Source organism: Pseudoalteromonas sp. T1lg76 (assembly GCF_002964725.1).
Classification (GTDB): Bacteria; Pseudomonadota; Gammaproteobacteria; order Enterobacterales; family Alteromonadaceae; genus Pseudoalteromonas.
This window is the reverse complement of the sequence record NZ_PQCE01000058.1, coordinates 1-12,988: the sequence shown is the minus strand read 5'-3', so window position 1 is coordinate 12,988 and position 12,988 is coordinate 1. Positions and strand designations below refer to the sequence as shown.

Genomic DNA, 12,988 nt, shown 5'->3' with positions numbered 1-12,988 from the left:
TCGGTCGTACCAATTCTCTACAATATTTCTCGTATTCAATAAAAACCCTAGCTCAGTTGCTTAGAGCACTACCTGCTCTCTATGACCCGGTCCAAAGGCCAAGTAGTTCGAACCTACTTTGTCGTGCCACTCATTCAAAAGCTGCCATCTCTTTGTCTGGATAAAATCCCGAAATACAACTGTATCTTACGACCACACTGCGAGAATTATGCTCTCTTGTCGGGCTGAAAGCCCGACCTACAACGACCAGCTACTCCTCAGGCTCAGACCAGACCGCAAATTCATTGCCGCTGGGCTCAATAAAATGAAAGCGTCGGCCGCCTGGGAAGGAAAATATGGGTTTGCATATCACCCCGCCGGCGTTTTCTATTTTTTGCTTAGTTTGCTCAAGGGCGCTGGAATAAAACACCATCAATGCCGAGCCGTTTTGCGTGCTGGCACATTGGTCGCTGGCATAGAAACCGCCGTCGAGCCCGGCACCACTAAAGGCACTGTATTCGGGGCCATAGTCGGTAAATTGCCAGTTAAAAACTTGTGTGAAGAAATCCTTAGTCGCGCGTAAATCCCGCGCCGGATACTCAATATAATTAAACTTTTCGTGACTTGTAGTGGACATGCTGATCTCATAATTCTGTGTCTGTCCTTTTACGCTAGCATAAAAAAACGGATACCTATAAAAAGTATCCGTTTTTCAATTTGCTTAGCGTTTCGCTGAGAGCTTAGGTCGAAAGCTTAGTCTTGGTGCTCAATCTTGGCCCAAGAATCGCGTAAACCTACTGTTTGGTTAAATACCAAATGCTCAAAGTGATTGTCGCGACAGAAGTAGCCGGTACGCTCAAACTGATAACCTACTAGTGGCTGGGCATCCGCCAGGCTTGGCTCAAGTTTGGCATTGCTGACAATCTTCAGTGACTCAGGGTTAAGCACGCTGGCGATATCATCTGCAGAGCCTGGATTAGGCACATTAAACAGACGGTCATACAGACGTACTTCGGCTTCGATGCAATGAGTTGCGCTCACCCAATGGATAACGCCCTTCACTTTACGGCCATCTTCAGGGTTTTTACCTAAAGTATCTGCGTCATAGGTACAGTAAATGGTGGTGATATTGCCATCAGCATCTTCTTCGATGCGCTCGGCCTTGATCACATAAGCATTACGTAAACGCACTTCTTTGCCCAGTACCAAACGCTTGAACTTCTTGTTCGCTTCAACACGGAAATCGTCGCGCTCGATAAATACTTCACGCGTAAATGGCAATTGACGTGAGCCCATTTCTTCCTTGCTTGGATGATTAGGTGCATCAAGCATTTCTACCTGATCTTCCGGGTAGTTTTCGATAACGATACGTACAGGATCAAGTACAGCCATAGCACGGGCGGCGTTGTCGTTCAGGTCATCACGGATACAGGCTTCAAGCATACCCATTTCAACCAGGTTATCCTGCTTAGTCACACCGATACGCTTACAGAATTCGCGAATAGACGCTGGTGTATAACCACGACGGCGCAAACCAGCAATGGTTGGCATACGCGGGTCGTCCCAGCCATCAACATGACCATCAACCACCAATTGGTTAAGCTTACGCTTACTCATCATGGTGTATTCCAGGTTCAGGCGTGAGAACTCGATTTGCTGTGGATGACAATCAATGCTGATGTTATCAAGCACCCAGTCATACAGACGACGGTTGTCCTGGAACTCCAGCGTACATAATGAGTGAGTAATGCCCTCTAATGCATCGCTGATACAGTGAGTAAAGTCGTACATAGGGTAAATGCACCACTTGTCACCGGTTTGATGGTGATGAGCAAAACGAATACGGTAGATAATAGGGTCACGCAACACCATAAATGAGCTGGCCATATCTATCTTGGCACGCAGTACACATTCACCTTCTTTAAACTCGCCGTTTTTCATCTTCTCGAATAACGCCAGGTTTTCAGCGGCTGGGGTATCGCGGTATGGGCTGTTTTTACCCGGTTCAGTAAGGGTGCCACGGTATTCACGGGCTTGCTCTGGGCTTAAGAAGCACACATACGCCAAGCCTTTGTTGATCAGCTCAACCGCATACTCATAAAGCTTATCGAAGTAGTTTGATGAATATTCAATCTCGCCATCCCACTGAAAACCAAGCCAACTCACATCTTCTTTGATGGAGTTAACATAGTTAATGTCTTCTTTTTCCGGATTGGTATCGTCAAAGCGAAGATTACACAAACCTTGGTAATCTTGCGCGATACCAAAGTTCAAACAAATTGATTTTGCGTGGCCGATATGCAGGAAACCATTAGGCTCAGGCGGGAAACGTGTATGAGTTTTTTGGTGTTTACCCGACGCCAAGTCTGCATCAATAATATTACGAATAAAGTTCGTTGGGCGATTTTCAATCTCCGCCATTGGGATACTTTCCTCTGAATTCTACGTGGCTTTTAACCAAGTTATTATGACAAAATCTGCCGTTAACATACAGCTTTTAGTAGGGTCAAACCAGTTTTAATTCAAGGGTGTTACCATCTGGGTCATGAATGTATAAAGAACGACCAAAACCCGTGGCGCCATAGCGTGTGGCAAATATTAATGTCTCCATCACCCCTTTGCGTTTTAGCGTACGTATGAGCGCCTGCTCGCTCGGCGCCTTCACCTGCAAACAAATATGGGCTATGGGTGAGCTGCGTACATCCACCGCCGCCCCGCTATCAAGGCTGCCCTCGGTACTCAGTATGTCGATAAGCGCCGCACCAGCACGCAATTGATACAGGCCCTCATCCTCAAGTACTCGTTCAAGTTTGGCGCCGAGTACCTCTTGGTAAAAAGCCAGTAACTGCTCTACCTTTGCAGTACGAATGACTACATGATCTAACCCCAGTAATTCCATAAACCACCTTTATTTGATTGAGATCTAAACTTGTTTCTATAGTTAAAGGTAGCGTGAAAAACACATAATCCGAAAGAGATAAGGAACCTGTATGTCTAATTCGACCGAGTCTAATTCAACCGAGTCTAATTCAACCATATCTGAGCCGGGCGCCCCAATGCAGTGCGCCAGGGATTTAATGACCGCCTCTCCCATCACCATAGCTGCTGATGCTTCCTTGTATGATGTTCATCAACTGATGCGCCAGTACAATATTCGCCACATCCCGGTCACAGATGACAAGCAACACCTGGTGGGCATGCTGACGCAAAAAGTGATTATCGCCCAGGTAATGAAAATTATCTCGGTATTTGGCGCCGATGCCCTGGAGCGCAAAGAAAAGCAAACACCTGTTAGTGAGATCATGTTGACTCGCTTTGATACCGTCGATTCCAGCGATCAGCTAATTGATATTGCCAAGTTTTTCTTGAATAACCGCCATGGCTGCATGCCGGTTTTAGAGGCGAAAAAGTTAGTGGGTGTACTGACTTCATCGGATTTCGTCAGGCTCAGTATTAGCCTGATGGAAAAGTCATAAAAGTTTAATCTAGCGCAACATCGTTGACATTTATCAGCACTAGAATGAAGCCAATGAAAACACCAAGGACTAAGGAACAATCATGGCTTCACAAAATCAGCACCGGGTCTATATCCCAACCAATGCCCGAGCTAACCAATATATCCTCGCCGAGTTTAAGCCCGACGAGGATTTTTATGCCTGTTTTAGCGATTATGCCAGCGCCCATCAACGCATAGTACGGCAGCTCTTTGCGCTGTGCGATGACGCCGAGCTATACAATGTGCACGTTTTAGTGAACGACAAGCTGCCTATCGTGCGCTTCCACGAGGAAGCCTATTGCTTAGAGACCAAACGCCAGCAATTGTTTTTCTACAACCCGCGCTATCACGAAGCCCACACCCTGCACGGCGATGACACACAAAAAGCCCGCAAGGTACGCTTATTATTCTTAGCCACAGGCGAGGATATTCGAGCCCACAGCGCCGATTTCCACTCCCGAGTAGCCAAGGTGCTGACAACATTGCAAGAGCAATTACCAAACCAGGCACAACCCTTCAAGGTTCGCGATCATCAGCACCTTACCTATGATATTTTTGCCCGCGCCAAAGGCTTTAAAGAAAGTTATGGATACAAGCTCAGAGCGTTGGACTCGCGTTATGAAGCACGCGGCTGTCCGCTGCCAGAGCACAGAGATCTCACCTATGCACGCTTTACCTTACCCCTAACTCGCCAAGTCAAAACCCAGCTACTGGATAACGACACCACCGACTTTGCCCAGTTTTACGCCCGTATCGCCGACGCTTTCGTCACAGCTTGCGAAGCCAAGCGACTGCCACGTCGTGCCATGGTGGCCAATGGCCGTACGCCCCTTATCCGTCACCGCGATATCGACACCAGCGCCCATAATGAAGAGCTGGAAAAGTTAAGCTTTTTGCCGTGCCAGGATAATACCCAAAACTATGTACTTTATAATGGCAACCAGCTGGTACAAAGTATCGACTTTGTGATCGTTGCCGGCACCGAAGACAAGCATGATATGGGTTATGGCCGTTTTATGAATCAGGTAGAAAGTGTAATCAAATCCCTGTGTACAGAGCTGCACGTTAACCCCGAACGTCAAGACATCAATACCCGCTTCTATCAGCACCTAAGTTACGCCCTATAAGGCAAAAAATGCCCTCTTCTGCGCCGTCATTCCGCCCTGAATGACGGCCACTTCAACAACAAACCAAACTATTAACCCCCTGATTAAATCAAGTTTATTACCATTGGTTACAACGAGTTACGTGTAAACGGAATAGTTTACCTTGCTTACATACGTTCATGTATGTATATTTGCACTCTATTTCTCGATTTGTTGTTCTTAGAAGGTTGGATATGAAAGCAAAAACCCTGGTCGCCTTAACCATAGTCGCGACACTTGGCCTTAGCGGCTGTGAACAGTCGGGCGCGCAAGCTCAGACCCAAAGCGCACCGAGCGCGGTGGAAATTGAAGCATATCAGTTGCAGCCACAAACTGTGATGCAACACACCGAGTTGGTGGGCCGCACCGTGGACTTCCGCCAGGCGGAAATTCGCCCTCAGGTTAGTGGTATTTTGCAGTCCCGCCTCTTTGAAGAAGGGCAAATGGTTGAAAAGGGCGATCTGCTTTATCGCATCGACCCTGCTCCTTTTGAAGCCGCTCTTGCCAGTGCTAAAGCGAGCTTAGCCAAAGCCGAAGCTGGGGTAAAAAACACCACTGCCCGCGCTAAGCGTATTAAAAGCCTGCTCGGCACCAACTCGGTCAGCCAACAGGACTTCGATGATGCTGATGCCCAGCGCCTTGGTGCCCAGGCCGATTTAGCCGCCGCCAAAGCTGCGGTACTGAGCGCCCAAATCAATCTGGATTACACCAGTATTCGTGCACCGATCAGCGGTCAAATCGGTCGTTCTTTGGTGACCGAAGGAGCCCTGCTTACCGCAAACCAAGGTAATGAGCTGGCAACCATTCGCCAGTTAGACCCTATCTATGTGGACATGACCAAGGCGGCATCCAAACTGGCGTCATTACGCCAGGCCATTACCACTAATGCCAGTAATACAGGTGTTGCCCCGGCGGTCCAGCTAAAGCTTGATGAGCAACTTTGGTATGGCCACTCTGGTGAGTTGCAGTTCTCCGAGGTAAGCGTTGACCCATCGACGTCTATGGTTACCATGCGTGCGGTATTCCCAAATCCAGATGGCGAACTCCTACCCGGTATGTTTGTACGTGCCCAGCTTGAGTTAGGTAACACCAACAACGGCCTTTTAGTGCCACAAAAGTCAGTGGTGCGCACGCCTAAAGGTGAAGCCACCGTGATGGTAGTGAACAGCGAAAACACCATTGAGGTGCGCGTGGTCGAACTAGCTCAGCAGGTTGATCAAAGCTGGCTGGTAAACAAGGGCCTTAAAGCAGGCGATATGGTGGTGACCTCGGGTTTACAAAAAATCCGTCCTGGGGCGCTGGTTAAAGTTACCAACAACCCATCGGAGGCATAAGTATGGCGAATTTCTTTATTAGCCGACCAATCTTTGCATGGGTGATAGCAATAGTCATCATGCTGGCCGGTTTGTTGTCTGTTAAACAATTGCCGGTTGAGCAGTACCCTCAGGTAGCACCGCCAGCGGTAACCATTACCGCCAGCTACCCGGGTGCGACGGCGAAAACCGCCGAAGACGCCATCACTCAGGTTATCGAGCAGGCCATGAACGGCATCGACAACCTGATGTATATGTCGGCACAGAGTGACTCTTTGGGTAATGTAACCCTGACCCTGACCTTTGAAACCGGCACAGATCCGGATATTGCCCAGGTTCAGGTGCAGAACAAGCTACAGCGCGCTATCCCACTGTTGCCACAAGAAGTGCAGCAACAAGGTGTAGCTGTTGCCAAATCGAGCGGCAGCTTCTTAATGGTTGTCGGCTTTATTTCCGAAGACGGTTCCATGACCCGTGAAGACCTTTCCGATTACGTGGTGTCAAACGTAAAGGATCCGATCAGCCGTACGCCAGGTGTAGGTAACCTCACCGTATTCGGTAGCCAATACGCCATGCGTATCTGGTTGGATGCAGACAAACTCAATGAGTTTCAGCTAACCCCAACAGATGTGACCAGCGCCATTCGTGTGCAAAACAACCAGGTGACCGCAGGTCAGCTAGGCGGTGCACCGGCTTTACCAGGTCAGCAATATAACGCTGCAATTACGGCACAAAGCCGATTGAGCAGCCCGGAAGAGTTCGGACAAATTCTGCTGCGCGTAAATGCCGACGGCTCACGCGTATTACTTAGCGATGTTGCCCGTATTGAACTTGGCGGTGAAAACTATGCGGTTATGGGTCGTTATAACGGCATGCCAGCAACCGGTTTTGCCATTGAGCTGGCTACAGGTGCCAACGCCCTGGACACGGCCAATGCGGTAAAAGCACGTTTAGCCGAGCTTGAAGCCTATTTCCCGGCCGGTGTTAAAATCACCATCCCTTACGACACGACGCCCTTTGTTGAAGTGTCTATCAGCGCCGTAGTACAAACTCTGTTTGAAGCCGTGATCCTGGTATTCGTGGTTATGTATCTGTTTATGCAGAACTTCCGCGCCACGCTGATCCCGACTCTGGCCATTCCCGTCGTATTACTTGGTACCTTCGGCATCATGTCGGCCATGGGTTTCTCTATCAACACCTTGACCATGTTCGGTATGGTACTGGCCATCGGCCTCTTGGTGGACGATGCCATAGTTGTGGTAGAAAACGTTGAGCGGGTCATGAGTGAAGATGGCCTGGGACCAGTTGAAGCCACGCGTAAGTCCATGAGTCAGATCACCGGCGCCCTGGTTGGTATCGGCCTAGTATTGTCGGCGGTATTCGTACCTATGGCGTTTTTCGGCGGAGCCACCGGTGCCATCTATAAGCAGTTCTCTATCACTATCGTATCGGCCATGGCGCTGTCGGTAATCGTTGCTATCGTCTTTACGCCGGCCCTGTGTGCCACTATTTTGAAGCCAATCCATGGCGATCATCATAACAAAGGCGGCTTCTTCGGCTGGTTTAACCGCACCTTCGACCGCGGTAATGACAAATATGGTAAGGCCGTAGGCGGTCTGTTGAAGCGCCCTGTTCGCTCTATGGCTTTATACGGTGTGATAGTGGCGGTAATGGCGCTGATGTTTGCCCGCCTGCCGTCGTCTTTCCTACCAGAAGAAGATCAGGGTATCTTCCTGACCATGGTGCAATTACCAAGTGGTGCCAGCCAGGAACGTACCGAAGCAATTATGACGCAAGTATCGGATCACTATGGCAGCGAAGAAGCGGTGCAGTCTGTATTCACCGTAAGCGGCTTTAGTTTTGCCGGTCAGGGTCAAAACGTCGGTCTTGCCTTCACCCGTTTGAAGGACTGGAGTGAGCGTGACGAAAGCCAAAGCGTGCAAGCGATTATTGGCCGCGCCATGGGCAAGTTCTCAACCATTAAAGAAGCGCAGATCTTTGCCTTTAACCTGCCACCTATTGTGGAATTAGGTCAGGCCACCGGCTTTAACATGTTCTTGCAAGACCGCGGTGGTCTGGGCCACGAAGCCCTGCTGCAGGCACGTAACCAGTTCCTTGGCATGGCCGCACAGCGTCCAGAGCTGATGGCGGTGCGTCCAAACGGCATGGAAGATGCGGCGCAGCTGCAAGTAGATATCGATCAGCTTAAGGCTCAAGCTTTGGGTGTGCCAATTAGCGAGATCAACAACGCCTTGTCTATCGGCTGGGGTTCAACTTATGTGAATGACTTCGTTGACCGTGGCCGCGTTAAGAAGGTGTATGTGCAGGCAGATGCCGAGTTCCGTATGACTCCTGAAGACTTAAGCCACTGGTATGTGCGTAACAATCAAGGCGAGATGGTGTCATTCGACAGCTTTGCCAGCAGCCGCTGGGTGTATGGCCCACAACGTTTGGAGCGTTATAACGGTATCTCGGCGATGGAGATCTTAGGTCAACCGGCACCAGGATACAGCTCGGGTACGGCGATGGCCGTAGTAGCCGAATTGGTAGACCAACTACCGGAAGGCATCGACTTTGAATGGACCAGCACCTCGTATCAAGAAAAGATGTCTGGCTCACAGGCGCCCTTCTTGTACGCCCTGTCGATCCTGGTGGTATTCCTGTGCTTAGCGGCGCTGTATGAGAGCTGGTCGATTCCATTCTCGGTGATCATGGTGGTGCCATTGGGTATCGTCGGTGCCCTGGGTGCGGCCTTTATCTTCGGCTTGGAAAATGACGTCTACTTCCAGGTGGGTCTGTTGACCACCATGGGTCTGGCCTCGAAAAACGCCATCCTGATTGTGGAGTTTGCTAAAGACCTGCAACAACAAGGTCTGGATGTTATTAAGGCAACGCTTGAGGCTATCCGCCTGCGTTTACGCCCTATCATCATGACCTCACTGGCCTTCTCACTGGGCGTATTGCCACTGGCGATCAGTACAGGTGCGGGCTCGGCGAGTCGTAACGCCATAGGTATCGGCGTACTAGGTGGTATGGCAACGGCGACCTTCCTGGCAATCTTCCTCGTCCCGGTGTTCTATTTGGTGGTACAAAAAATCTTTGTACGCAATAAATAATACCAATTCTGTTAAGTATGTGATCAGAGATAGCGCTGGATAAATGATGTGATAACAAGGCGGAGTTTTTCTTATGTAGATATGCTACATAGAAAAATTCCAACGCCGTAAGCATGATATTTAGCCCGCTAGAATGATTAGCTATTTAAGTGAATTGGTATATGCAGGCACTGCAAGCCGGGCTAATTTAGCCCGGCTTTTTTAGGCCTACAAATAAGGTATCGAGTAAGGGCTCAACCTGCTTGGTCAGGTTCATACAGCCCGGGTGCTGTAGATACTGACTGAGCAGACCCACAAACAAGGCATTGAGAGATATCGCCGCATCTTCGGGGCGAATACAAGGGTTCAATTCGCCATTATCCAGGGCACGATTAAAGGCCAAAGTTAAAGTCGCTATTACTTCCTGATTTAATTCTTTTTGCTGCGCCACCACGGGATTAAGCTCTTCCACATATTCACAGCGATGGAACACCACGGTGAGCACGCGATAATATTGTGGCTCCTGCTCAACCAAGAGCATAGAGCGGCAAATCACATCTTTCACCTGTGCCAAAGTGCTTTGTTCATTGGCCTGCTGCAGTTCACTCAGCATCATTCTAAAGGGCAAGCGAATACGCTCAAGCATGGCGTTAAATAGATCGTTCTTATTGGCAAAATGCCAGTAAATGGCACCTCGGGTTACCCCCGCCGCGGCGGCAATATGCGCCAAGGTGGTACAAGACACGCCATGATCAAAGAATAGTTGTTCTGCAGCATCGAGGATGGCCGCCCGAGTCTGCTCTGCATCGGCCTTACTTCGCCTTGCCATTATGCTTGCCTATTAGTTTTAGTTGCTGATTATATTAACATATTAGTTACCAAGTTTGACCAGCTAGTGTGGATTTAGGGCATAATTTCCATATAAAAAAAGGGGCTATTTGCCCCCAACTGCTAAGGTAACTTAACTTATTACTCGATCACCACAAAAGGCATATTTATGTTTGCCGCATTGACCTCAGACACCCACAGATAATTACCCGGTGCCAAATCGACGCTGACATAGCCATGGTTACCGGCACGCATCTGTTCAATGCCGCCTAAAAAGGTCACAGGTGCCGGCGCGCGTAAGCCACCGACATTAGTCCAGTCCATCCAAAAATACACCTGCTGTAAATCCGTACCCTCTTCGAGCTTCGCCAGATGTAGGTCATAGGGTAAAAAGCCCGGCGGGTTTTCACCTATATCGATACGAAAGGTGTGTTTACCCGCTTTCACCACCTCTGGTCCGCTAATGCCGGTGTTGGCGACTGTCAGATTATGAGTGGCATCGGGTAGCTCCTGCTCGGCGGGACCGGGATGGACCTGTATCTGATGCAACATCCCCATCATCGTGTGCCATTGGCCATCAGGGGCTTTCACATAGCATTCGAGCAAATAGATGCCGGGCTTATCGATATTAAAGGTCGCCTCGACGCTGTGGCCATTGGACAAGAGCCCGGCGCCCCCTACCCAGGTCATTTGCAGGCCCCAATCCGGGACGTTTTGCTCTAAGAATGGACCTATATCTGCTTTGGTCATTTCGCCGCTGCGCAGCCCCTGCATAATGGGGTCAAACGCAGGTGCTACGTCTCGGAGCTGATCCTCTATGGTCTTCCCCTCCACCAGACGATACATGGCCACAAAGTGCTCCTGGCCACCGCGATTGGTAAACGCAAAGGTTGTCCAGCCGGTGGGTAAATAATCCGGCGCCAAAATGGCGTACTCTGTGGTGGTGACATCTACCTTATTGACCGGTGTTAACTCAGCCCTTGGCACAGCCTGTGGCAACGCCTGTGGCGTCATCTTTTCTTGCTCATTGCTCGCCACTTCGCTTTGAGGTGCTCCACAAGCCGATAACATACAGACCAGAGCAAAGCTAAAAAGTGACTTAAATATATTTAACCCAGGCACATAAACCCCCTTGGTTCAATTTGGCGTTAAGGTTAAAGCCTAGTTAAAAAGGATGATTTGGCAACCTATCATTGCCACCCTGGTGTGGGTCGGTAAGAGAAGCTTGTATTAAGTGATGGCTATGAGCGAAGTGCAAGCGTTGATAACGCCCAAGACGGGGCGATAACACACGGGCTAAAATTAGGCACGAAGTGGCGCTGCCCATGTGTTAGCGTCCCTGCGAGCAGCGCGAGTGCCTTGAGTGGTTTGTTATGTGCTTCGCTCAGTTTTTATTAAAAGCGCAATTGCGGTTAAAACGTGGAACAACATACCCAAAATGAACCACAATAGTGCGCTACGCCCTGATGTTTTTGCCCACCATGCACAGAAAAAAGCGAACAAAACTATAGCTAAACCACTATGTCTTAAGGTCTCTTGAATTTTTGAGATGTCTGATTTTGCTTTGTTTTGAGCTGTCTCCAGTTCCCAGACTTTAGATTGAAGTTTACTTACTTTACTTTCTAATTCTGAAGTAGTTAATTGTTCTGACGCGTCGGATGCGAAAACAGAACTTTGGAGTCCGAGAAACATAAAAAACACTAAAAGTAATTTGCATTTCATTGCAGTAAATCTCCTTTGGCACATAACGCCGCATTAAGGTGTGAGCAACGCTACCACGAAACTTAACCATACCACCGTAAACACGAAACCCAACGATGGAATGAAAAATGCCAAGCGTTGGGAACCACTCTTAAATGCTTTGTTAGAAATTTATTTTCTCAACACCTTTAACATCCCACCCACCAAAATCTGTACCGTCATCAACTAAAATGGACTGGCTACTTGGATGGAATGGGCTAGCACCTGACATGATGAAGTTTTCAATTGTCGACTGTTCACCCTTTGACAGCTTATCCCACCACGACGGTGAAAAGAACGTATTTTCAGCAACACTGAAGAAAAACCGGACCAATGCACTGAACTTTCGAGAGTTATCTATAGCTAAAAATGTCTCGATGAAATCTCTGCTAACTTGCGCATCTTTCAACCAACTAAATACAACATATCCTTTGCCATCACTAGCAAAGGAATTGAAACAAACATAGTCAGGTACAACGTTTAAGTTGGCTAAATCTTGTATCAGCTTTCCATTAAAATTAACCGTTGGTGCAACAATTGAGGACACCATTACAGGTGGTGGAACATCGGACGAAATAACTAAGTGAGATAGCTCCGTTTTTTGGTCGTGAATTAATTGTGCATCTAATAGTGATTTGAAATCAGAAAGTTCTTTAACTGCTGCAGAAACACCTAGTTCATTATCTGCAATGAATTGTTGGATAAAAACCTGATCGAATTTGTTTTTGCCCTTATCTGCAAATTTTAGGAAATCATTAGTAGTAGAACTATTTTGCTTTGCATACATTTCTTTAGCTACAGCCCTATAAGCTAAAGCAAAACACTGTTGTTCAGTTCCAGTAAATTCGCAATCTTCGACACAAGAGAATAAGCTGTTGTCATGATATGAACAAAAGCCTTTAAAAGTTGATGCTTGTTTAATTCCTATTTTTTCAGGTCGTAACCTACCATTGTTTTTAATCAAAGTCGGGAGACTGATTTTCAACCCTTTCACATGGTTAGTACTATCTGCTATCGCACCTAAGCTACCACTTTTAGAGACGGTATGAGCACTTATAATTTTATTTGTACACTCATGATTGAGTGCATCTGGAACCATACAGCATTGTCTAGAAGTAATTTTATTGGATGCTTTAATAGCTTCACTTTTTGAAATTGCCTCTTCATATTCTCGGTTTAAGTGACAACGCTTAAATTTCAAGCCTGAACCACACCAACATTTCTCATTTCTACCTAAGCTCACTGACTACCTACCAATTTCAAAAAAGCATGTAAATACATGCCAAAGTTAACTTAAATTTCTAACGCCCGGTTATGGGGCGAGTTCAGGCTTGCTATACTTGGTGAGGAACGAACCCGAGCAAGCCTTAACGAGTCCATATGCCATAAACC

Annotated in this window: 11 protein-coding genes; 4 read left to right on the top strand and 7 right to left on the bottom strand. The window is 48.1% G+C overall.

Annotated features, from left to right (window positions below):
• Positions 1-250 precede the first annotated feature (250 nt).
• The 3 genes from C2M35_RS15045 to C2M35_RS15035 form a co-directional block, all read right to left on the bottom strand.
• Complete coding sequence (locus tag C2M35_RS15045) at positions 251-616, bottom strand: VOC family protein (protein ID WP_105259087.1); 366 nt, start codon at positions 614-616, stop codon at positions 251-253.
• Between the two features lie 116 nt (positions 617-732).
• The gene (gene glnS / locus C2M35_RS15040; RefSeq protein WP_105198859.1) at positions 733-2,400 is read right to left on the bottom strand and encodes a glutamine--tRNA ligase; all 1,668 of its coding nucleotides are present in this window, start codon (positions 2,398-2,400) and stop codon (positions 733-735) included.
• A gap of 85 nt (positions 2,401-2,485) precedes the next feature.
• A complete protein-coding gene (locus C2M35_RS15035) occupies positions 2,486-2,878 on the bottom strand; it encodes a VOC family protein (protein WP_105265685.1) in 393 nt (130 codons plus the stop codon).
• Positions 2,879-3,035: 157 nt separating this feature from the next.
• On the opposite strand from C2M35_RS15035, the gene C2M35_RS15030 reads away from it, so the two are divergent.
• The 4 genes from C2M35_RS15030 (at position 3,036) to C2M35_RS15015 (ending at position 9,049) form a co-directional block, all read left to right on the top strand.
• Positions 3,036-3,455, top strand: a complete 420-nt coding sequence (locus C2M35_RS15030; protein WP_105265686.1) for a CBS domain-containing protein — start codon at positions 3,036-3,038, stop codon at positions 3,453-3,455.
• An 82-nt stretch (positions 3,456-3,537) separates the two neighbouring features.
• On the top strand, positions 3,538-4,602 hold the full coding sequence (locus C2M35_RS15025) for a DUF3083 family protein (RefSeq protein ID WP_105198857.1): 1,065 nt from the start codon (positions 3,538-3,540) through the stop codon (positions 4,600-4,602).
• Positions 4,603-4,814: 212 nt separating this feature from the next.
• On the top strand, positions 4,815-5,954 hold the full coding sequence (locus tag C2M35_RS15020; RefSeq protein ID WP_105216123.1) for an efflux RND transporter periplasmic adaptor subunit: 1,140 nt from the start codon (positions 4,815-4,817) through the stop codon (positions 5,952-5,954).
• Positions 5,955-5,956: 2 nt separating this feature from the next.
• Positions 5,957-9,049 carry an efflux RND transporter permease subunit gene (locus C2M35_RS15015; RefSeq protein ID WP_105265684.1) on the top strand — a complete coding sequence of 1,031 codons (3,093 nt, stop codon included), beginning with the start codon at positions 5,957-5,959 and terminating at the stop codon, positions 9,047-9,049.
• A 187-nt stretch (positions 9,050-9,236) separates the two neighbouring features.
• Here the strand turns inward: C2M35_RS15015 and C2M35_RS15010 are convergent, their stop codons facing one another.
• The 4 genes from C2M35_RS15010 to C2M35_RS14995 form a co-directional block, all read right to left on the bottom strand.
• Positions 9,237-9,857 carry a TetR family transcriptional regulator gene (locus C2M35_RS15010; protein ID WP_105198854.1) on the bottom strand — a complete coding sequence of 207 codons (621 nt, stop codon included), beginning with the start codon at positions 9,855-9,857 and terminating at the stop codon, positions 9,237-9,239.
• Between the two features lie 140 nt (positions 9,858-9,997).
• A complete protein-coding gene (locus C2M35_RS15005) occupies positions 9,998-10,978 on the bottom strand; it encodes a hypothetical protein (RefSeq protein ID WP_105198853.1) in 981 nt (326 codons plus the stop codon).
• A gap of 249 nt (positions 10,979-11,227) precedes the next feature.
• Positions 11,228-11,578, bottom strand: coding sequence for a hypothetical protein (locus C2M35_RS15000; protein WP_105198852.1), 351 nt, complete (start codon positions 11,576-11,578; stop codon positions 11,228-11,230).
• A gap of 142 nt (positions 11,579-11,720) precedes the next feature.
• A complete protein-coding gene (locus tag C2M35_RS14995; RefSeq protein WP_105265683.1) occupies positions 11,721-12,839 on the bottom strand; it encodes a YecA family protein in 1,119 nt (372 codons plus the stop codon).
• Positions 12,840-12,988: the final 149 nt, after the last annotated feature.

Excerpts from the sequence above, each read along its gene's own strand:
- C2M35_RS15035 (WP_105265685.1), bottom strand. The coding sequence starts at position 2,878 with ATGGAATTACTGGGGTTAGATCATGTAGTCATTCGTACTGCAAAGGTA.
- C2M35_RS15020 (WP_105216123.1), top strand. The coding sequence starts at position 4,815 with ATGAAAGCAAAAACCCTGGTCGCCTTAACCATAGTCGCGACACTTGGC.
- glnS (WP_105198859.1), bottom strand. The coding sequence starts at position 2,400 with ATGGCGGAGATTGAAAATCGCCCAACGAACTTTATTCGTAATATTATT.
- C2M35_RS15025 (WP_105198857.1), top strand. The coding sequence starts at position 3,538 with ATGGCTTCACAAAATCAGCACCGGGTCTATATCCCAACCAATGCCCGA.
- C2M35_RS15015 (WP_105265684.1), top strand. The coding sequence starts at position 5,957 with ATGGCGAATTTCTTTATTAGCCGACCAATCTTTGCATGGGTGATAGCA.
- C2M35_RS15030 (WP_105265686.1), top strand. The coding sequence starts at position 3,036 with ATGCAGTGCGCCAGGGATTTAATGACCGCCTCTCCCATCACCATAGCT.
- C2M35_RS15010 (WP_105198854.1), bottom strand. The coding sequence starts at position 9,857 with ATGGCAAGGCGAAGTAAGGCCGATGCAGAGCAGACTCGGGCGGCCATC.
- C2M35_RS15045 (WP_105259087.1), bottom strand. The coding sequence starts at position 616 with ATGTCCACTACAAGTCACGAAAAGTTTAATTATATTGAGTATCCGGCG.
- C2M35_RS15000 (WP_105198852.1), bottom strand. The coding sequence starts at position 11,578 with ATGAAATGCAAATTACTTTTAGTGTTTTTTATGTTTCTCGGACTCCAA.